Below are 20,808 nucleotides of genomic sequence, written 5' to 3' on the forward strand. Positions count from 1 at the left end.
GCGCCTACCTCGGAGTAACTCCGTGAGACTGTGGCATATGCCAGAAGCACCACCGTATCGTGTGGTGCCAAATCCCTTACAGGGCGTCGCGGGCTGTGCGACAGTCGTAACGGTCCCTCCGTCCGCCCTGGCCGTACCGTCCCCGCATCGGAGTGCGTCATGCCGTCCCACCTCTCCGCGGACCGCCCAGCCGCCCAGCCGCCCGGACGCGGCTCGGTCGACGCCCTCATATCGCAGACGCGGCGGCTCAAGGGCGACGTGGACGCCGTGCGCCGGGGCGCCGAGGAGGAGGAAGCGGACCACCCGCAAGGACGCTGGCAGCGCGCCCTGTACGACCTCGCCCTGCACCAGCTCAACGACCTCGACCAGCACCTGGCCCAGCTGCGGGACGGCCCGCTGCCCACGGCGCGGACGCCGGAGCCGGCCACACCCCCGCCGGGCTCGCTGCTCAGCCGGGTCGGCAGCGCCGAGTGGAACCTGCTGACGGACGAGGCCAGTTGGTCCGGGGAGCTCTACCAGATCCTCGGCCGCGACCCCGCCGCTCCCCCGCTCACCCTCGACGAGCTGCCGTCCCTGGTGCTCGACGAGGACCGGCCGAAGCTGACGGCGATGGTGACGAACTGCCTCGTCGACGCCCGGCCCATCGACGGCGAGTTCCGCATCGCACACCGGGACGGCGCCGTCCGGACCGTGCACATGATGGGCGAACCGGTGCTCGACACTGACGGCAGCACCGCCTCGATGTGGGCCGTGCTGCGGGACGTCAGCGAACTGCGCCGCAGCCAGCGGGTGGTGAGCGAGACCCGTGACTCGCTCCACCACCAGCGGGAGGCCGCGCGGACCGAGCACCGGCTCGCGGTAGAGCTGCAGGAAGCCGTGCTGCCGCCATGGCGCGGCTCCCTGCGGCTCCCGCACCGGGGCCCGCGGACCCTGGACCTCGCGGCCCGGCGCCTCCAGGCGTCCACGACCACCCTGATCGGCGGCGACTGGTACGACGCGCTCGAACTGACCGACGGCGAGACACTCCTCAGCGTCGGCGACCTCACCGGGCAGGGGGTCGGTGTCACGTCCAACATGACCATGCTGCTCGGCGCCGTTCGCGGCATGGCGATGGCCGGCGCGCAGCCCGGACAGCTGATGGCCTGGCTGAACCAGTTACTCGACGCCACCGTGCAACCCGCCCTCGGCAGCGCCGTCTGCTGCCGCTACCGGCCCGGCACCCACACCCTGGTGTGGGCGCAGGCCGGACACCCCGCCCCGCTGCTGTTCCGCGACGGGACGGGACGCGCGCTGGACGCACCGGACGGCGTCCTGCTGGGCGCCACCTCGGGGCCGGTCTACGGGCAGGCGGAGGAAACCCTCCGGGTGGGCGACCTGCTGCTCCTGCACACCGACGGACTGGTGCCCGGGCACACCGGAACGGCGGCCGCGAACCTCCTCCTCGACCTGGCCCCGCGCCTCGCCGGGAACCGCACCGCGGAGGACTGCGTGCAGACGGTCGTCGAGGAGTTCGGCGCGAGCGAGCGCGAGGACAACGCCTGTCTGCTCGCCGTCAAGGTCACGTCATAGGAACATCAGGCCCGTGCGCTGGTGCCGCCCCTGCCCTTCGTCTTCGGCAGAGCGAGCTTGATCTCCTCCCGCAGCTCCTGGATCCTCGGGTATCCGGCGTACTCGGCGGTGAGCCGGTACATCTGGCGCAGCCGGTCCCAGGTGCGGTGGGAGGAGTTGGAACCCATCGACACCAGGGCCAGTCGCGCGTAGCGGTCCGCCTGTTCGGGGTCGTCCGCGATGAAGCAGGCCGAGGCCATCGACAGGTAGTCGAAGATCTTCGACCGCTGCCGGCCGTCGACCCTCAGGGCCAGTGCCTTCTCCGCGTAGTGCTGGGCATGCGCGGCCGCGCCCGGCTCGAACTCGGCGAGCGTGCGGTAGGCCAGGGCCTGCATGCCGTAGAGGTCCTCCTCCTTGAAGGTCTGCATCCAGTCCGGCGGGGGGACGTCGGCCTTGTCGGAGACGAAGAGGTCCTCCGCCTGCCCGAGCGTGCGGCGCATGGCCTGGCCCTTGCCCATGGATGCCTGTGCCCAGGCCTCGATGGTGTAGAGCATCGCCCGGGTGCGGGGCAGCACCTCGTCGCCCGAGCCGGACGTGGCGAGCTTCATCAGGTCCAGGGCGTCGTCCGGCCTGCCCAGGTGCACCATCTGGCGGGCCGCGCGGGACAGCGCCTCGCCCGCGCGGGGCCGGTCCCCGCCCTCTCTGGCCGCGTGCGCGGCGATGACGAAGTACTTCTGGGCCGTGGGCTCCAGGCCGACGTCGTGCGACATCCAGCCCGCGAGGACGGCCAGGTTGGCGGCGACGCCCCACAGGCGCCGCTGGAGGTGGGGTGGGTGACGGTAGGCGAGCATGCCGCCCACCTCGTTGAGCTGGCCCACCACGGCCTTGCGCTGGAGCCCGCCGCCGCGGGCCGCGTCCCAGGCGCGGAACACCTCGACCGAGCGCTCCAGTTCCTCGATCTCCTGCGACCCGATGGGGGCGGCCTCGTAGCGGTCGAACCCAGCGGGGTCGGCGTGCAGGGGATGGTCGAGGTCGGGAGCGTCGGCCGTCAGGGCAGGGTCGGTGTGCAGCCAGTCGTACATGGCGCTGCTGAGTGCGGATCCCGCGGCGAGCGCGGCGCCCGCGCCCACCAAGCCGCGTCGGTTGAGCATGAGGTCCATTCCCGTGAATTCGGTGAGGACCGCAGCCGTCCGCTCGGGCGCCCACGGCACACCGTCGGGAGCCTCCGGGCTCCCGCCGCCCTGCCGTTTCCCCGCACGCCCGTGCCGGACCAGACCGAGGTCCTCGATGGTCACGACACGGCCGAGACGCTCGGTGAACAGAGCCGCCAGCACCCGCGGCACCGGATCGCGGGGGATCTCTCCCATGTCGATCCACCGCCGCACCCGGGAGGTGTCGGTCGACAGCTGGGGATGGCCCATGGCCGCCGCCTGCCGGTTGACCAGCCTCGCGAGTTCGCCCTTGGACCAGCCGGCCAGGCCGAACAGGTCCGCGAGCCGGGTGTTGGGTTGTCCGCTCACGTCAAGCCCCCAGGTTCTCGGCTGAGTTGACAGTAGCCCGGGGAGACTTGCCGGGCGACTATTCGCCAGGGTTCGCCAGGGTGCGCCAGATGGTGTGCCACCGGCCATCCGGTGTCAGGTAGGAACGCGCCACCCCGACCCGGTCGCCGCAGGGACATTCCCCAGGGTGATCCCGGGAGTCCGGGCCGGGTGGTGCGCTGTCGTCGCAGGCACACGAAGGGATCTGTCTCGCCCATGTACGCAGCATCGTCCTCCGTGTCCGCACCGCCCCGGCCGCTCCACCCGCGTCCCACGGACAGCGGCCCCTACCTCGCCCCCGCGCGGCCGGCGGCCCCCGTGCTCGGAGCGGGCAGGGCCCGGCGCGGCGCGGTGCTCGGCACCCAACCGCTCAGCGGGAGACTCGACTTGTCCGGCCCCCAGGGCGCGCAGCTGCGCACGGCCATCGCGTCGGTGCACCGCATCTGCCCGGAGTTCTCCCCGGTGCAGGTCCTGCGCCGCAGCAGCCGGTCCGTGCTGCTGGTCGGTACGACCGGTCGCAGCTCGGCCGTCGCCAAGTGTTTACTGGACCACTCCCCCGCCTGGTCCGAGCGGATCCGCCACGAGATAGCGGCGTACCGCTCGTTCGTCCGGCACCGCCCTCCCGTGCGCGTGCCGCGACTGATCGCGGCGGACCCGGACAACTGCACCCTGGTGATCGAGCGGATGCCGGGGCGGGTGGCGGCCCTCCAGCGACACCCGGCCGAGGCACCGCCCCGGGCCGACATCAGGGCGGCGCTCGGCGCGATCTGCCGGCTGAACGCCTGGCGGCCCCCGGCGGGCACGTTCGACGCCCCGCTGGACTACGCGGCCCGGATCTCGCGGTACCACGAGCTGGGGCTGCTCACCGACCGGGACCTGGGCGACCTGCAGAAGCTGCTGCACGGCATCGCGCAGGCGGCCGGGCGGCAGGGCATGGGCCAGTTCTGCCACGGCGACGCACTGCTGTCGAACATCCTCCTGTCACCGGCCGGTCCAGTGCTGGTGGACTGGGAGCACGCGGGCTGGTACCTGCCGGGTTACGACCTGGCGACGCTGTGGTCGGTGCTCGGGGACGCACCGGTGGCTCGTCGCCAGATCAGCCAGATCGCGCAGTCGGCGGGCCCGGCGTCCAGGGATGCCTTCCTGGTGAACCTGATGCTGGTGCTGACGCGTGAGATCCGGACGTACGAGACGGCCGTGCAGCGTTCGATGCACGACGCGACCCCGGCGGCACCGGGTACGGCCCACCCTGGTGCTGCGCCGTCCGGCGAGGAGCAGCGGCTGCTGCTGCGGCGGCTGCACGACGACTGCCAGTTGGCCCGGCGGGCCGTGCGCGCGGCGGTCGGCACTCGCTGACGGGGACGAAGAGGCCGCTGTACGCCTGGTCAGGCGCACAGCGGCCCTTTCGTGTGTGCGGGTCGCCGCCGGGTTCAGCCCTGCTGGAAGAGCTCCGCGGGCAGCGGCTTGAGGAGGGCGTACAGGTCGTCCGTGATGGGGCGGTCCCAGGCGGCGATGGTCACCAGGACGTTGTCGCTGCGGTCGAACTGGACGCAGGAGATACGGCCCTCGGAGAGCTTGACGCGCCGCACGATCAGGAGGTTGTCGCCCTGCATCACGGGGACGTCCTCGGTGCCGACGACGGTGACCTCCTCGTCGTTCTCCAGCGCCAGGAGCAGCTGGGCCACCTCGAAGGGGACCTCGCCCTCGGGGACGTCGCGGGCCGGGGAGCCCTCCGGCAGATTGCCGATGATCATCGCGGGGCCGCGGCCGCCGAACAGGTCGTAGCGCAGGAAGACGCCCTGGCAGGTGCCGTCGGGCGCGGGCAGCAGGCCCGCACCGAGGTTGCCGGGCCAGTCGCCCGGGTCCATGGCCAGTACGTCGAAGTCGGGCCCGGCGGGAGTGGCGCTGCGGCGGCGGAGGAACGACATGCCGCCATGGTACGTGCCCGGGCCTGCGAAGTGCGGGGCGGGCGGCGTACCGGCCGGACCGGATCGCGCCGCCCGCGCCGTCGGCCGGGGGCGGGCTGCTCGGGCCGGACCGCCGGACTAGGCCGTCGCCTTGTGGCGCTGATGGTGGCGGGCCACCCGGGCGCGGTTGCCGCAGGACGGCTTGCACCACTCCTGGCGCGCGTGCTCCTTGAGGAAGTACCGCACGCAGCGCGGTGCGTGGCAGGCCCGCAGCCGTTCGCGTTCCGGGCTCGCGAGGAACGCGATCACGGCGTGCGCGAGGGACGCCGTCAGTTCGTCGTCGGCCCGGACGGGCTGCCGGTGCACGACGGGGGCGGCCTCGTCGGGCCAGTCCAGGACGGGCACCGTGGGGGTACGGGCGGCCGCCTCGTTCAGCAGGCGTACGGCCTCCGGCACGGGCAGCAGACGGGCCGCGTCGGCGGGGCTCGGTTCGCCGGGGCGCACGGCACGGGCGAAGAGCGCGCGGACGGCTGCGCGCAGTTCGCGGACGGCGGCGAGCTGCGCGGCGCCGGCGGTGAAACGGCCGGTGTCCGGCAGGACCTCGGGGTGGGCCCGGACCCAGGCGGTCAGGTCGGCCGGGCCGGTCAGGTCGTCGGTGACGCCACCGCTCCCGTCGTGCCGGATGGTGAGGGCCAGGTCCAGGGCGAGCCGGGCGTCCCTGCTGATCGGTTCCCGCATGCGGCTAATGATAGGCCCGCCCGTATCCATTACGGCGAGGTCAGTCCTCCGGCGGCGCGGGCGGGACCACCGCTACGGGGCAGGCGGAGTGCAGCAGGACCGCGTGGGTGACCGAGCCCATCATGCGGGCGGGCGCCAGCAGGTGCCGCCGGTGGCGGCCCACGACGACGAGGTCGGCGTCCCGGGAGGCCGCCACGAGGTGTCCGGCCGCGTCGCCCGGGGCCGGAACCGGCTCGGCCGGGACCTCGGGGTGCCGTTCGCGGTGCGGGGCGAGGAAGCCCTCGGCGAGGACCCGGGCCTCGTCCTCGATCACCTCCTGGTCGACGATCGGCGGCGGCAGTTCCCCGGGCAGCATCCAGGGCTGCGCGGGCCAGGGGTAGGCGGCGACCGCCTGGAGCCGGGCGCCGCGCCGGGCGGCCTCGGCGAAGGCGAACTCGAGGGTGGCCTCGTCGGGCCCGTCCACCTTCAGGCCGACGACCACCCGCGGGCCGGGACCGGCCGGTTCCTGGTCGTCGGCCTCGCGGCCGGGCCGGGGCACCACGACGACGGGACACTCGGCGTCACGGGCGGCGGTCATGCTGTTCGAGCCGAGCAGCAGGCCGGCGAAGCCGCCGCGGCCCCGGGAGCCGAGGACCAGCAGTTGGGCGGTGGCGCCCAGTTCGGGCAGCATCGCGGAGGTCGCGCCCTCCAGGCCGAGGTACTCGGTGGCGGGCAGATCGACGCGGCCTTCCAGGTGGGCCCGGGCCCGGTCGAGGACGGGGTCGTCCTGCGGGTCCGCCGACCCGGCGGCGAGGAACTCGGGCTGGGCCCAGTGGGCGTACTGGCGGACGTGCGCCACGCGCAGCGGCGCCGAGCGCCGGCGGGCGGCGTCGACGGCCCACTCCAGGGCGCGCAGGCTGTCGTCCGAACCGTCGACCGCCACGACGACCGGCAGAGTGCTCATGGGTCCTCACCTCCGGGACACGACCGTTGTCTCCCGGGCCAGCCTGGCTCAGCTGCCGGTCCCGGGGCGGTGCCTCGGTACGCGTGTCCGCAAACGCGGGCGGAACACCCCCGGATCGGCCGTCGGATCACGGCCGCCCGGAATGGTTCACCCGCCGTGTCGGGTCAGACCGGCCGACTCGGCTGCGTCGGACGTGTCACGTGGGATCGGCCCACACGGCCGGCGGAGGTCTCAGGTGAGATCGAACTCCCCTTCCCGCGCTCCCGAGACGAACGCGCCCCACTCGGCGGGCGTGAAGATCAGGGAAGGGCTTTCGGGGCGGCCACTGTTCCGCATGGCGATGAAGCCCTCCACGAAGGCGATCTGCACATCCCCCAGGCCGCGGCTGCTGGACTGCCACTGTGCCTTGCTGAGGTCCAGGTCCGGCTTGTCCCAGCCCGTGAGCGGTCGCTGCTGGGTGGTGGTCTCGGCCACGTCCGTGCTCCTCCCGATTGCGTCGTCCGCGGCCAGCCTAGCGATCGCGTCCCATGGCCAACAGGGCACATGAGGGGGACCTTTCACGAGTCCGGCGGCCGGTCTCCCACGAGCCACATGGAGAAGAACTGCGATCCGCCGCCGTAGGCGTGTCCGAGGACCCTGCGGGCGCCCTCCACCTGGTGTTCTCCGGCCTGCCCGCGCACCTGGAGCGCCGCCTCGGCGAAGCGGATCATGCCGGAGGCTCCGATGGGGTTGGTGGACAGCACGCCGCCCGACATGTTGACGGGCAGGTCCCCGTCCAGTTCGGTGACGCCCGCCTCGGTTAGTTTCCAGCCCTCGCCCTCGTCGGCGAAGCCGAGGTTCTCCAGCCACATGGGTTCGTACCAGGAGAACGGCACGTAGATCTCGGCGCCGTCGATCTCCCGGCGGGGGTCGGTGATCCCCGCCTGCCGGTAGACGTCGGCGGCGCAGTCCCGCCCGGCCTGCGGGGAGACGAAGTCCTTGCCGGCGAAGAGGGTGGGTTCGCTGCGCATGGCGCCGCCGAGCATCCAGGCGGGCGGTCGCGGTGCCCGGGCGGCTCCGGTCCGGTCGGTGAGGATCATGGCGCAGGCGCCGTCGGAGGACGGGCAGGTCTCCGAGTAGCGGACCGGGTCCCACAGCATGGGCGAGGCCATCACCTTCTCCAGGGTGATGTCGTGTTCGTGCAGGTGGGCGTAGGGGTTCTTCAGAGCGTTGCGGCGGTCCTTGTAGGCGACGAGGGCGCCGATCGTCTCGGGTGCGCCGCTGCGCCGCATGTAGGCCCGGATGTGCGGGGCGAAGAACCCGCCGGCCCCGGCGAGCAGGGGCTGCTGGAAGGGGATGGGCAGGGACAGGCCCCACATGGCGTTCGACTCGGACTGCTTTTCGAAGGCGAGGGTGAGGACGGTGCCGTGGACGCGGGCGGCGACGAGGTTCGCGGCGACGAGCGCGGTGGAGCCGCCGACGGAGCCCGCGGTGTGCACGCGGAGCATGGGTTTGCCGACGGCGCCGAGGGCGTCGGCCAGGTAGAGCTCCGGCATCATGACGCCCTCGAAGAAGTCGGGCGCCTTGCCGATGACGACGGCGTCGATGTCGGCCCACGACAATCCGGCGTCGTCCAACGCCCGGCGGGCCGCTTCCCGGACCAGTCCCGCGATCGAGACGTCCCGGCGGGCCGCGACGTGCTTGGTCTGGCCGATGCCGACGACGGCCACGGGCTCCTTGCTCATCGGGGTTCCCCTTCGAGGACGGCGACCAGGTTCTGCTGGAGGCAGGGGCCGGACGTGGCGTGGGCGAGGGCGCGGTCGGAGTCGCCGCGGTGGATGCGGGCGGCGGCCTCTCCGACGCGGATGAGCCCGGCGGCCATGATCGGGTTGGCGGCGAGGGCCCCGCCGGAGGGGTTGACGGTCACGTCGTCGCCGAGGCGGAGGGCCTTGCGCAGGACGATCTCCTGGGCGGTGAAGGGCGCGTGCAGTTCGGCGGTGTCGACGGGCCGTTCGAAGGCGCCGGCCCGTTCGGCGGCCAGGCGGGTGGAGGGCGAGTCGGTCAGGTCGCGCACGCCGAGGCCGTGGGCTTCCGTGCGGTGGTCGATGCCGCGGATCCAGGCGGGGCGTGCGCACAGCTGGCGGGCCCGGTCGCCCGCGGCGAGGATCACGGCGGCGGCGCCGTCGCCGATGGGCGGGCAGTCGCCGGTGCGCAGGGGCCGCACGAGGTAGTCGCCCCGCGGCACGGTTCCCCGCAGCTGAGCGTGGGGGTTGGCGGCCGCCGACTCCCGGTTCCGGGCGGCGACGGCGGCGAGCGCCGGTTCGTCGGTGTCGCCCGCGTCGATGAGGGCCTGCGCCTGGAGGGCGGCGAGGGCCACGGAGTCGGGCCACAGGGGTGCCACGTAGTACGGGTCGAGCTGGCGGGTGAGGACGTCGCGGACCGGGCCGGGCGAGGACTTGCCGTAGGAGTAGACGAGGGCGGTGTCGGCGTCGCCGGTGAGGAGTTTGGTCCAGGCCTCGTACAGGGCCCAGGCGCCGTCCATCTCGACGTGCGACTCGGAGATCGGCGGCCAGGCGCCGACGCCGTCGAGGGCCAGGGTGAAGGAGAAGGCGCGGCCGGCGAGGTAGTCGCTGGAGCCGGAGCAGGTGAAGTCGATGTCGGCGGTCTTCAGGCCGGTCCGGTCGAGGACCTCGTGCAGCACCGGCATGAGCATCTCCACCTCGGAGAGCTCGTCGCTGGTGCGGCGGTGGCCGGTCTGGGCGAAGGCGACGACGGCGATCTCGCGGTGCGGCGGTGTGCTCGTCACAGCAGCTCCTTGTAGGTGTCGTAGTCCGCGTCGGGTTCGCCCGTGGGCCGGTAGTGGTCGGGGTAGCGGGCGCCCTCGGTCCACACGGGTTCGACGCGCAGCCCCATGCGGACCTCGTCGTACGGGATGCCGCCGATGCGGCCGTGCAGCGCGAGGTCCGCGCCGTCGAGGGCGATGTGGGCGTAGACGTACGGCACCTCGATGTCGAGGTTCTTCGCCTTGATGTTGACGATGCAGAAGGTGGTGACGGTGCCCCGCGGCCCGACCTCGACCTGTTCGGATGTGGCCACCCCACATGTGGGGCACGCACCCCTGGGCGGGACGTACACCTTGCGGCAGGCCGGGCAGCGCTCGCCGACGGTCCGGCGGCCGGAGAGGGCGTTGATGTAGGCGGTCTGGGCGCGGCCGGGTGAGTAGGTGTAGTCGAGGCGGGCGGGGGCGACGATGCCGGTGACCGGGTCCTGGAACACGCCGGTGTGCCCGGCCGGTTCGCCCGAGGCGCCGTCGTACGGCTCGAAGCAGGCGATGTCCGTGATGGCGCCGGTGCGTTCGGCCGCCCAGCGGACGCGGACGCGCAGGCCGGTGCGTACGGCGTCGGGGCCGGGGGCGTCGAGGGCGTGCAGGAGGGCGGTGTCGGCGCCGTCGAGGCGGACCAGGGCCCAGGCGAAGGGCGTGGTGAGGGGCTGGCCGCGGCGGGGGGCGGGGTTCCAGGCCCAGGTGGTGACCGTGCCGGTGGGGGCGACCTCGACCAGGTCGCGGATCTCCTCGGCGGTGACGGGGTCGTACTCGACGGGCGGGACGAGGACGCGGCCGTCGCCGGTGCGGACGCCGAGGACGACGCGTTCGCGCAGGCCGGTCAGGAAGGCGCTCTGGACGGGGCCGAGGGAGCGGGTGAAGGGGAACTCGACGACCAGGGGGGCTTTGAGGACTTCGGGCATGGAGCGGGGCTCCTTCGGTCAGGCGCGTTTGTAGACGGGCGGTCGTTTCTCCGCGAAGGCGCGGGCGCCCTCCTTGGCGTCGGCGGTGTCGAACACGGGCCATCCGCGGGTGAGTTCGGCAGCGAGACCGTCGGACTCGGTCATCTCGGCGGTCTCGTACACGGAGGCCTTGACGGCTTCGACGGCGAGCGGGCCGCAGGAGTTGATCCGCTCGGCGATCTCCAGGGCCTTGTCGAGGGCGGTGCCGTCGGGGACGACGTGGCCGATCAGTCCGATGGCGGCGGCTTCGGGGGCGCTGTAGGGGCGGCCGGTGAGCAGCATCTCCAGGGCGTGGGTGCGCGGGATCTGGCGTGGTAGGCGGACCGTGGAGCCGCCGATGGGGAACAGGCCCCGCTTCACCTCGAACAGGCCGAAGGTCGCGGACTCGCCGGCGACGCGGATGTCGGTGCCCTGGAGCATCTCGGTGCCGCCCGCGACGCAGTACCCCTCGACGGCGGCGATGACCGGCTTGCGCGGCCGGTGGTGGCGCAGCATCGCCTTCCAGTGCAGGTCAGGGTCGGCCTTGAGCCGGTCCCGGTACTCCTCCCCCGCCATGCCGTTCCCGGCGAGGGCCTTGAGGTCCATGCCCGAGCAGAACGAGCCCCCCGCGCCGGTGAGGACGATCGACCGGACCGAGTCGTCCGCGTCGGCTTCGAGCCAGCCGTCGTACAGGCCGACGAGCATCGGCAGCGAGAGCGCGTTCCTGGCCTGTGGCCTGTTGAGCGTGAGCACCAGTGTGGCGCCTTCGCGCTGCACGGTGAGGTGTTCCGTCCCGCCCATGGCGAACTCCCCTCTCCTGGAACGAGAACAGGTTGCAGTAGGCCGTGAGGCACTTCAAGGGTTTTCTGACAGACAGTCAGATTTTCTCGCGCGGACCCTTCACAGTTGGGGCGCCCTTTGCTCTGATGACCGGCGAACCGTCCGATGCCAGGCACGTCCCGGGGTCAGGAGGAGCGGTGGAGTACAACCTTGCCGACCTGTTCGAGTCGGTCGTCGACGTCGTTCCCGGCCGTGAGGCGCTCGTCCACGTCGACCATCCCGGTACGGGCGCGGAGCGCCGGCTGACGTACGCGGAGCTGGACGCTGCGGCCAACCGCGTCGGTCACCACCTGCTCGACAGCGGGATACGGCCCGGCGAGCACCTCGGGCTCCACCTCTACAACTGCGTGGAGTACCTCCAGACGGTGCTGGGCTGCCTGAAGGCGCGGATCGTCCCGGTCAACGTCAACTACCGCTACGTGGAGGAGGAGTTGGTGTACCTCTACCGGGACGCGGATCTGGTGGCGCTGGTCTTCGACGCGGAGTTCACGGACCGGGTGGCGGCGGCGCGGCCGCGCGCGGAGAAGCTCCGGCACCTGATCCGGGTCGGCACCCCGGCGCCGGGAGCGGCCGCCCTGCCCTGTGTGGAGTTCGCACAGGTGGAGGCCGCCGGGTCCCCCGAGCAGGGCTTCCCGGCGCGCTCGGGCGATGACCAGTTCATCATCTACACCGGCGGTACGACCGGGATGCCCAAGGGCGTGATGTGGCGCCAGGAGGACCTGTTCTTCGCCGGTCTCGGCGGGGGCGCGCCGACCGGTGAGCCGGTGAAGAAGCCGGAGGAGCTGGCCGGGCGGGTCGCGGCCGGCGGGGCGGGGATCACCTTCTTCCCCACGGCCCCGCTGATGCACGGCACCTCCACGCTCACGGCGTTCATCGGCTTCAACTTCGGGCAACGGGTGGTGATCCACCGCAAGTTCGTGCCCGAGGAGGTGCTGCGGACCGTGGAGAAGGAGAAGGTCAGCAGCATCTCGCTGGTGGGCGACGCGATGCTGCGGCCGCTGGTGGACGCGTTGCGCGGCCCGCTGCGGCACATCGACCGCTCGTCGCTGTTCAGTGTGTCGTCGTCCGGCGCGATCATGTCGGACACGGTCCGCCGGCAGTTCCAGGAACTGGTGCCGAACGCCATGGTGCTGAACAACTTCGGCTCCTCGGAGTCCGGGTTCAACGGCACGGCGACCGAGGACGCGGGCCCGGAGCGGGGCTTCCGGGTCCGCGTCAACGCCCGTACGCAGGTGGTGGATCCCGCCACGCACCAGCCGGTCGCCGCCGGCGAGGTGGGGCGGGTGGCCCAGTGCGGCCATGTGCCGCTCGGCTACTACAACGACCCGGCCAAGACCGCCGAGACGTTCTTCGAGAAGGACGGCGAGCGGTGGGTGCTGCTGGGCGACATGGCCACCGTCGACGCGGAGGGTGTGGTCACCGTCCTGGGCCGTGGCTCGCAGTGCATCAACACCGGCGGCGAGAAGGTGTACCCGGAGGAGGTCGAGCAGGCGCTCAAGTCCCACCCGGACGTCTACGACGCGCTGGTGGCCGGGGTGCCGGATCCCCGGTGGGGACACCACGTGGCGGCCGTGGTGCAACTGCGGGAGGGTGCGGCGCGCCCGTCGCTGGAGGACATCCGGGCGCACTGCCGTGACCGGCTGGCCGGCTACAAGATCCCGCGGCAGCTGGTGCTCACGGAGGCCATCCAGCGGTCGCCGAGCGGCAAGGCGGACTACCGGTGGGCGCGCGAGGTGGCGGTGGCGGCGAACGGGTGAATCTCCCGCCCGCCGATTGAACCCGAGGTGACGTGCGGACGTACTGGTGGTGGCAGGCTCGGTCACCGGGCTCTGTTCGCCATGCACGCAAGACCGCACGGAAGGACCACCGGGTGTCGCTCTTCACTCGCTCCCACCAGCAATCGGACAGGACCGAGGGCGGGGCGGAACCGGACGACGACACGGAGGCGGTGGCAGCGGACGGGGGGCCCGACGGGGACGCGGAGGACCCGGACGGCGGGAAGGCAGCGGCCGCGGAGAACACTCCGGACGCCGCAGGGGGCGTGACGCGGCCCGGCTGGTTCGGCTGGCGGCGGCGCCACCCCCGTGCCGCACGCGGCGTCTCCATCGGGACGACCGTGCTGGCCGGGGCTCTCGTGGTGTTCGCGCTGCTCGTGCCCAACCGCATCGAGCGGATCGAGTTCGCGTCGTTCGTCCGCATCCCGGCCGAGGGCGTGCTGCTCGCGGGCCTGCTGCTCGCGCTGCCGCCGAGGCCCCGGCGGATCACGGCGGTCGTCACGGGCGTGTTCCTCGGGCTGACCACGATCCTGAAATTCGTCGACATGGGCTTCTACCAGGTGCTGGCCCGGCCCTTCGATCTGGTCCTGGACTGGATTCTCATCGAGCACGCCACCGACTTCCTCCGGGAGACCTTCGGCCGCACCGGCCAGGTGCTGGCCGTGATCGGGGTGATCGTCCTCTTCGTCGCCGTGCTCGTGCTCACGACGCTCGCGGTGGTGCGACTGACGAACCTGATGGTCGGTCACCGTCCCGTCGCGGCCCGTACGACGCTGATCCTCGGTACGGCGTGGATCACCTGCATGACGCTGGGCGTGCAGCTCGGCGGCGTGCCGGTCGCCACTAAGGGCAACGCCGAGTTCCTCGGCAACCGGGTCGAACAGGTGCGCGCGGGGCTGCGGGACGCCCGGGTCTTCGAGAAGCAGGCCGCCGTGGACGCCTTCGCGAAGACGCCGCCGGACCAGTTGCTGACGGGCCTGCGCGGCAAGGACGTCCTGTTCACGTTCATCGAGAGCTACGGCCGGGTCGCGATCGACGACCCGGCGATGGCACCGCGGATGGACGCGGTGCTCAAGGAGGGGACGAGCTCACTGAAGGCGGCCGGGTTCGAGTCGCGCAGCGGCTGGCTGCAGTCGCCGGTGACGGGCGCGGGCAGCTGGCTCGCCCACTCGACCTTCCTGTCCGGTCTGTGGATCAAGAACCAGCAGCGGTACCGCAGCCTGACCACCAGCGACCGTATGACGCTGACCAACTACTTCCGCAAGACCGGCGCCTGGCGGACCGTCGGCATCGTCCCCGGTGTGCGCCGGGCCTGGCCGGAGGGCAAGTACTTCGGCCTGGACCACATCTACGACTCCGAGCACCTCGGCTACCACGGCCCGTACTTCAGCTGGACGCCGGTGCCCGACCAGTTCAGCATGGAGGCGTTCCAGCGCCTGGAGCACGGCAAGAAGGACCGTGAGCCGATCATGGCGGAGATCATCCTGGCCTCCAGCCACAACCCCTGGTCCCCCATCGCGCGGATGATCGACTGGGAGGACCTCGGCGACGGCTCGGTGTTCCACCGGATCAAGAAGGAGGGCACCGACCCCGCGGAGGTCTGGAAGGACCCGGAGAAGGTCCGCACCGAGTACCGGAAGGCCGTCGAGTACTCGATCCGCAGCCTCACCGAGTGGGTCGAGCGCTACGGCGACGAGGACACGGTGCTCGTCTTCCTCGGCGACCACCAGCCGGTGCCGACGGTCACCGCCGGGGACACCGGCAAGGACGTGCCGGTCACGATCGTCGCCCGGGACGAGAAGGTTCTGGACCGGGTCGCCGACTGGGGCTGGACCGACGGTCTCAAGCCCGCGCCGGACGCGCCCCGGTGGGGCATGGACAAGTTCCGCGACCGCTTCATGACGGCGTACGGTCCCCAGGGCTGAGGACCGCAGGGCTGAGGAACTCCGCCACGGCCGCCAGGAACTCCTTCGGCCGGTTCTCGTGCACGAGGTGCCCCGCGTCGATGGTGACGTGCCGGGCGTCGGGCAGCAGCCCGGCGAGCGCGGCGATCTGTTCCTGGGGGATCAGGCTGGTCGGGCCACCGCCGATCAGCAGCGTGGGCATGGTGATCCGCCCCATGTGGTCCCACCACACAGGGTTCGGGGCGTTGCGCTGTTCGTCGGTGGCGAGGATCATCGCCCAGTCGTACGGCAGGTCCCCGTCGGGACGCTCGGCGGGCGGCCGCGGCGGGTCCAGCGGGACGGGCGCGGGCACGTCCTCCAGGACGAGCCGCCGCACCAGCCGCGGACTGTGCTGGGCGAGCAGGCAGGCGACGACGCCGCCGAGGGAGTGGCCCACGACGTCGGCGCCGCGGATGCCGAGCGCGCCGAGGAAGGCGTGGACGTCGTCGCGCATGGTCTCGAAGGCGTAGTCGCCGGGCCAGTCACTGCGGCCGTGGCCGCGCAGGTCGAGGGCGTACACCCGGCGTGGACCGGCGGCCAGCGCCGGGGCGGTCTCCGCCCAGTCGGCACCGTCGGCGCCGCGGGCGTGCAGGAGCAGGACGGGCGGTGCGTCCTGCGGTCCCCAGACGCGGTAGGCCAGGGTGATGTCGTTCGCCTGTACGGTGCGCGGTGGTGTGTCCATACCGGGGACGGTAGGCGACGGGCCGGGCCGAGACGGGCCGCTCTGCCGACGGCAGAGGGACCCGCCGCGCCCGTCAGGAGAAGAAGGCGGCCACGCGCCGTGTGAACCACTCCTGGTCGTCCAGCCACGGGTAATGGCCCGCACCCGGTTGCACCACGAACTCGGCCGCCGGGAAGGCGTCGGCGGCCTGGCGGGCGAGAGCCGGGCTGGGGCCGCCGTCGGCTCCCCCGGCCAGGACGAGCACCGGGGCCGCGACCCCGGCGAGGGCGGCCCGCGTCGCGGGCGGGTCGTAGGCGCCGTCAGCGCCGTAGACGCCCGCCGCGTCGTCGTTCGTCTCGTCCTCCTCCCGATCGGCGTGGGCCTGAGCGGTGTCGTCCCAACGGCCGTAGAAGAACGGGACGAACACGGGGTCGAAGTCGCCGGTGCCGGACAGCCACGCCTCGAACGCCGGGAACGCCTCGGGGAACCAGGGCTCCGACGCCCGCAGCCGTGCCGCCGCGAGCCGCTGCTCCGCCGTCGCCGGCAGACCCAGCGCCCACGGGGTGGCCGTGACGAGCGCCAGCCGGGACAGCCGCTGCGGGTACCGGGCCGTGTACAGCATGGCGAGACTGCCGCCCGCCGAGTGCGCGAGCAGGTCCATCCGCTCCAGGCCCAGGTGGAGCCGCAGCGCCTCGACGTCGTCCACCAGACGGTCGCAGCGGTACGTCGCCGGGTCGGCCGGCAGCGCGGACTGCCCGGTGCCGCGCAGGTCCAGGAGCACCAACTGCCGGTGCGCGTCGAGGCCGCCGAGGTTCCCGAGGTAGGCGGAGGCGCGCATGGGCCCGCCCGGCAGCACGACGAGCGGTTCGCCGGAACCGCGCAGGTGGCAGGCGAGCCGGGTTCCGTCCGGGGCATTGAAGTACGGCATGCCGTAGATCCTCGTGTCCGGGGGACTTCGCCCGCAACGAGGTTCTGAGGGCCGGCCGGGGACGCCGGTCGGAGGGGGTGCCGGTCGGAGGGGGTGCCGCGCTACCCGGATGCCGCCGGGCCCGGCTCGCCGCCGAGGTCTTTCCTCAGCTCCCGCTTCAGGATCTTCCCGCTGGCGTTCCGCGGCAGTTCCGCCACGAACACCACCCGCTTCGGCGCCTTGAAGGGGGCGAGCTTCTCGCGGACGTGGTCGACGAGTTCCGCCTCGGTGACCTCGCCGTGGGGGACGACGACGGCCGTGACCGCCTCGATCCAGCGGGCGTCGGGCAGGCCCACGACCGCCGCCTCGGCGACCTTGGGGTGGGTGTACAGGGCGTCCTCGACCTGGCGCGAGGCGATCAGGACGCCGCCGGAGTTGATGACGTCCTTCACGCGGTCGACGATCGTGTAGTAGCCCTGGGCGTCGCGTACGGCGAGGTCGCCGGAGCGGAACCAGCCGTCGCGGAAGGCCTCGGCGGTCTCCTCGGGCTTGTCCCAGTAGCCCTCGCACAGTTGCGGGGAGCGGTAGACGATCTCGCCGGGGGTTCCGTCGGGGACGTCGTCGCCGTTCTCGTCGACCACGCGCGCGTCGACGAACAGGACGGGACGGCCGCAGGAGTCCATGCGGCCCTTGTGTTCGCCGGGGCCGAGCACCATGGCCAGGGGGCCGATCTCGCTCTGGCCGAAGCAGTTGTAGAAGGCCAGGTCCGGCAGGCGCTCCTGGAGCCGTTCGAGGACGGGGACCGGCATGATCGACGCCCCGTAGTAGGCCTTGCGCAGGCCGCTCAGGTCGCGCGTCGCGAAGTCGGGGCGGTGGGACAGGGCGATCCAGACGGTGGGCGGGGCGAACAGGCTGTCCACGCGGCCCGCCTCGATCAGGTCGAGGAGCCGGTCGCCGTCGGGTGCGTCGAGGATGAGGTTCGTCGCGCCGACGGCGAGGCCGGGCAGCAGGAAGACGTGCAGCTGCGCCGAGTGGTACAGCGGCAGCGCGTGTGCGGGGCGGTCGCCCGCACTGAGGTCGAGGGCGGTGATCGCGCTCAGGTACTCGTGCACCAGGGCCCGGTGCGTCATCATCGCGCCCTTGGGCAGGGCGGTCGTCCCGGAGGTGTACAGGAGCTGCACGAGGTCCTCGCCGCGCGGCTCGGGGCCGTCGTGGACGGGTGCCTCGGCCAGCCGCGCGAGCAGCGAGCCGTCGGCGTCGCGCAGGGGCAACGTCCGTACGCCGCCGGGGAGTCGGGAGGCGAGGTCCGGGTCGGTGAGGACCAGGGAGCTGCCCGACTGGCCGACGATGTAGGCGAGTTCGTCGCCGGTCAGGTGCTGGTTGACCGGGACGTGGACCAGGCCCGCCCGGGCGCAGGCGAGGAAGGCGATGAGGTAGGCGTCGGAGTTGTGGCCGTAGGCGCCGACCCGGTCGCCCGGGGACAGCCCCTGGGCGAGGAGGACGCTCGCCGCGCGGGAGACGGCGGTGTCGAGTTCGTCGTACGTCCAGCTGCGTTCGCCGTACTCCACCGCGACGCGCGCCGGGGTGCGCCGGGCGCTGCGCCGCAGGACTCCGTCGACCGTGCTGCCGTGTCCGGGCGTCGTCATGGGAGTCGATCCTGGGCGGGTGCCGGGGGGAGGTCAAGTGCGCCGCGATCAACCTCACCGCTGTCACTCGCGTCACATGTCATGGAACTGACAGCCGGGTGCCGGTCCGCGCGCTCGGCCATCCCTCTGCTCGACGAAGCCGGGAGGCACGATGCGCACCCGCTGGAGACGACTCGTTCTCGGGGCCACGGCCCTGTTCACGGCCGCGTCCGCGTTACCCGCGGCCGCCGCCCCGGACCGGGGGCGGCCGGAGCAGCACCCGTCCGGCGACGGCCTGTCCGCCGTCATCCGCTACACGGAGTACGGCATTCCGCACATCCTCGCCGGGGACTACGCCGACCTGGGCTTCGGCACGGGCTGGGCGCAGGCCGCCGACGAGGTCTGCACGCTCGCCGAGGGGTTCGTGACCCTGCGGGGCGAGCGGTCCCGGTACTTCGGGGCCGAGGCGGCCGCAGGCGGTGAACTCTCGGGAGCCCGCACGAACCTCGCCAGCGACCTGTACTTCCGCGGGGTCCGCCAGGCCGGCACGGTGGAGAAGCTGCTCGCCGAGCCCGCTCCCGCGGGCCCGAGCCGTGAGGTCCGGGACATGATGCGCGGCTGGGCGGCCGGTTACAACGCCTGGCTGAAGCAGCGGAAGATCACGGATCCCGGGTGCGCGGGCGCCGCCTGGGTGCGGCCGGTCACCGAACTCGACGTGGCGGCCCGCGGCCTCGCCATCGCCTCGATCTCCGGTGAGGGGCGCTTCGTCGAGACGATCACCGCGGCGCAGCCGCCGGCCGGACCCGCCGGACCGGCCGAGGCTTCCGGTGCCCCCTCCGCTCCGTCCACGCGGTCCGCCCCGTCCCCGCGCCTGCCGGACGCGAAGGCCGTGGCGAAGGCGGCGGACGAGCTGTGGGGCGACCCCGGCATGGGCTCCAACGCGGTCGCCTTCCGCGGCGACACGACGGCGAACGGCCGCGGCCTGCTGCTCGGCAACCCGCACTACCCGTGGCAGGGCGGGCGGCGGTTCTGGCAGTCGCAGCAGACGATCCCGGGCGAGCTGAACGTCTCCGGCGGCTCGCTGCTGGGCACTCCGGCGGTCTCCGTCGGCTTCAACGCACATGTGGCGTGGAGCCACACCGTCTCGACCGGCGTACCGGCCAACTTCCACCGGCTGGCGCTGGATCCGGCCGATCCCACGACGTACCTGGTGGACGGCCGGCCGGAACGCATGACGAAGCGGACCGTGACGGTCGCCGTGCAGGACGGCGCGCCGGTGACCCGCACCCAGTGGTGGACCCGCTACGGCCCCGTCGTCACCTCCCTCAGCTCCCAGGTGCCGCTGCCCTGGACCACCTCGACGGCGTACGCCCTGCACGACCCGAACGCCACGAACCTCCGCTTCGCCGACACCTCGCTGGGCTTCGGCAAGGCACGCGACACGGACGGGATCCGCGCCTCCCTCGCACGGCACCAGGGCCTCCCGTGGGTGAACACGATCGCGGCCGACCGCGCGGGGCACTCCCTCTTCACCCAGTCCCAGGTACTCCCCCGCATCACCGACGAACTGGCGGAGCGCTGCTCGACGGAGCTGGGCCGGACCACCTATCCGGCCTCGGGGGTCGCGATCCTCGACGGCTCGCGCGGCGACTGCGCCCTCGGCAGCGACCCCGACGCGGTCCGGCCGGGGATCTTCGGGCCGGCGAGGATGCCGACGCTTCAGGACGCCCCGTACGTGGAGAACTCGAACGGCACCGCGTGGATGACCAACGCCGACCGGCCGGTCACCGGGTACGAGCGGGTCTTCGGCACGGTCGGTACCCAGCTGGGCCTGCGCACCCGGGGCGGGATCGAGGACGTGGCGACGATGGCGGACCGGGGCGGTCTGACCGTACGGGACCTGCAGCGGCAGCAGTTCGCCAACCGGGCGCCCGCGGGTGACCTCGCCGCCGAGGACGTCGCCCGGGCGTGTGCCGCGCTGCCCGGCGGCACCGCGACGGGCAGCGGCGGCACGGCCGTCGACGTGTCGGCGGCCTGCGGGGTGCTCAAGGCCTGGGACCGCACCATGGACACCGGCAGCCGGGGAGCGCTGCTCTTCGACCGGTTCTGGCGCAGGCTCGAACAGACCGTGCCGCAGGACCGGTTGTGGAAGGTGCCGTTCTCGGCGGCCGACCCGGTGCGCACCCCCAACACGCTGAACACGGACGCTCCCGGCTTCGCCGCCGCCCTCGCCGACGCGGTGACGGAGCTGCGCGGCGCGGGCATCGCGCTCGACGCGCCGCTCGGCGCGCACCAGTTCGTCGTCCGTGACGGCAAGCGCCTCGCGATGCCGGGCGGCTCGGGGCGGCTCGGCGTGTGGAACGTGCTGGAGCCGACGTGGGACGCGGCCGGGGGCGGCTACACGGAAGTGCCGTTCGGGACCAGCCACCTCCAGGCGGTGGGCTGGGACGGTGGTCGCTGCCCGGTGGCCCGCACCCTGCTCGCGTACTCCCAGTCGTCGAACCCGGACTCGCCGCACTTCGCCGACCAGACCCGGCTGTTCTCCGGTGAGAAGTGGGTGACGTCGCGCTTCTGCGAGAAGGACATCCGGTCCTCGCCGGAGCTGAGGGTGGTGCGGGTGCACGAGCGCCGCTGAACCGAGT

At 72.9% G+C, this 20,808-nt stretch carries 17 protein-coding genes; 5 read left to right on the forward strand and 12 right to left on the reverse strand.

The annotated features are described in order from the left end of the window. Positions 1 to 159: 159 nt before the first annotated feature. Positions 160 to 1,569, forward strand: a complete 1,410-nt coding sequence (locus ABZ386_RS36685) for a SpoIIE family protein phosphatase (RefSeq protein WP_358967910.1) — start codon at positions 160 to 162, stop codon at positions 1,567 to 1,569. Positions 1,570 to 1,574: 5 nt separating this feature from the next. Here ABZ386_RS36685 and ABZ386_RS36690 read toward each other — a convergent pair whose 3' ends face one another. Continuing rightward, complete coding sequence (locus tag ABZ386_RS36690; protein ID WP_351348068.1) at positions 1,575 to 3,068, reverse strand: hypothetical protein; 1,494 nt, start codon at positions 3,066 to 3,068, stop codon at positions 1,575 to 1,577. Positions 3,069 to 3,302: 234 nt separating this feature from the next. Between ABZ386_RS36690 and ABZ386_RS36695 the strand changes: the two genes are divergently transcribed. Continuing rightward, positions 3,303 to 4,442, forward strand: a complete 1,140-nt coding sequence (locus tag ABZ386_RS36695) for an aminoglycoside phosphotransferase family protein (RefSeq protein WP_355720246.1) — start codon at positions 3,303 to 3,305, stop codon at positions 4,440 to 4,442. A 74-nt stretch (positions 4,443 to 4,516) separates the two neighbouring features. Here the strand turns inward: ABZ386_RS36695 and ABZ386_RS36700 are convergent, their stop codons facing one another. The 8 genes from ABZ386_RS36700 to ABZ386_RS36735 form a co-directional block, all read right to left on the reverse strand. Then, positions 4,517 to 5,014 (reverse strand): hypothetical protein, encoded by a 498-nt coding sequence (locus ABZ386_RS36700; protein WP_351348072.1) that lies wholly within the window; start codon positions 5,012 to 5,014, stop codon positions 4,517 to 4,519. Between the two features lie 117 nt (positions 5,015 to 5,131). Then, positions 5,132 to 5,731, reverse strand: coding sequence for an ABATE domain-containing protein (locus ABZ386_RS36705; protein ID WP_351348074.1), 600 nt, complete (start codon positions 5,729 to 5,731; stop codon positions 5,132 to 5,134). Positions 5,732 to 5,771: 40 nt separating this feature from the next. After that, entirely contained in the window at positions 5,772 to 6,674 is a 903-nt protein-coding gene (locus ABZ386_RS36710) for a universal stress protein (protein WP_358967912.1), read from the reverse strand. Positions 6,675 to 6,905: 231 nt separating this feature from the next. Then, positions 6,906 to 7,148, reverse strand: coding sequence for a DUF397 domain-containing protein (locus ABZ386_RS36715; RefSeq protein WP_114250147.1), 243 nt, complete (start codon positions 7,146 to 7,148; stop codon positions 6,906 to 6,908). 83 nt (positions 7,149 to 7,231) lie between these two features. Continuing rightward, a complete protein-coding gene (locus ABZ386_RS36720) occupies positions 7,232 to 8,398 on the reverse strand; it encodes a thiolase domain-containing protein (RefSeq protein WP_358842059.1) in 1,167 nt (388 codons plus the stop codon). Then, entirely contained in the window at positions 8,395 to 9,459 is a 1,065-nt protein-coding gene (locus tag ABZ386_RS36725; protein WP_358967915.1) for a thiolase domain-containing protein, read from the reverse strand. Before ABZ386_RS36725 ends, ABZ386_RS36720 begins: the two co-directional genes overlap by 4 nt. After that, positions 9,456 to 10,397 (reverse strand): OB-fold domain-containing protein, encoded by a 942-nt coding sequence (locus ABZ386_RS36730; RefSeq protein WP_358967918.1) that lies wholly within the window; start codon positions 10,395 to 10,397, stop codon positions 9,456 to 9,458. Before ABZ386_RS36730 ends, ABZ386_RS36725 begins: the two co-directional genes overlap by 4 nt. An 18-nt stretch (positions 10,398 to 10,415) precedes the next feature. Continuing rightward, complete coding sequence (locus tag ABZ386_RS36735) at positions 10,416 to 11,216, reverse strand: crotonase/enoyl-CoA hydratase family protein (protein ID WP_355721180.1); 801 nt, start codon at positions 11,214 to 11,216, stop codon at positions 10,416 to 10,418. 176 nt (positions 11,217 to 11,392) lie between these two features. Here ABZ386_RS36735 and ABZ386_RS36740 point away from each other — a divergent pair, with 176 nt between their 5' ends. Together ABZ386_RS36740 and ABZ386_RS36745 are read left to right on the forward strand one after the other, a co-directional pair. Further along, entirely contained in the window at positions 11,393 to 13,012 is a 1,620-nt protein-coding gene (locus ABZ386_RS36740) for an acyl-CoA synthetase (RefSeq protein ID WP_355721183.1), read from the forward strand. A gap of 113 nt (positions 13,013 to 13,125) precedes the next feature. Further along, entirely contained in the window at positions 13,126 to 14,955 is a 1,830-nt protein-coding gene (locus tag ABZ386_RS36745) for a sulfatase (RefSeq protein WP_355721186.1), read from the forward strand. Here the strand turns inward: ABZ386_RS36745 and ABZ386_RS36750 are convergent. The 3 genes from ABZ386_RS36750 to ABZ386_RS36760 all read right to left on the reverse strand — a co-directional run bounded on the left by ABZ386_RS36750 (position 14,927) and on the right by ABZ386_RS36760 (position 18,187). After that, positions 14,927 to 15,655, reverse strand: a complete 729-nt coding sequence (locus tag ABZ386_RS36750) for an alpha/beta hydrolase (RefSeq protein WP_358967922.1) — start codon at positions 15,653 to 15,655, stop codon at positions 14,927 to 14,929. The two genes, ABZ386_RS36745 and ABZ386_RS36750, sit on opposite strands and share 29 nt — an antisense overlap. Positions 15,656 to 15,728: 73 nt before the next feature. Further along, entirely contained in the window at positions 15,729 to 16,562 is an 834-nt protein-coding gene (locus ABZ386_RS36755; protein WP_358967925.1) for an alpha/beta hydrolase, read from the reverse strand. Between the two features lie 101 nt (positions 16,563 to 16,663). Next, positions 16,664 to 18,187, reverse strand: a complete 1,524-nt coding sequence (locus tag ABZ386_RS36760; protein WP_358967928.1) for an acyl-CoA synthetase — start codon at positions 18,185 to 18,187, stop codon at positions 16,664 to 16,666. Positions 18,188 to 18,338: 151 nt separating this feature from the next. Between ABZ386_RS36760 and ABZ386_RS36765 the strand changes: the two genes are divergently transcribed. Further along, on the forward strand, positions 18,339 to 20,801 hold the full coding sequence (locus ABZ386_RS36765; RefSeq protein WP_358967930.1) for a penicillin acylase family protein: 2,463 nt from the start codon (positions 18,339 to 18,341) through the stop codon (positions 20,799 to 20,801). Positions 20,802 to 20,808: the final 7 nt, after the last annotated feature.

The organism is Streptomyces sp. NPDC006140, from assembly GCF_040628815.1.
Taxonomy (GTDB): domain Bacteria; phylum Actinomycetota; class Actinomycetes; order Streptomycetales; family Streptomycetaceae; genus Streptomyces.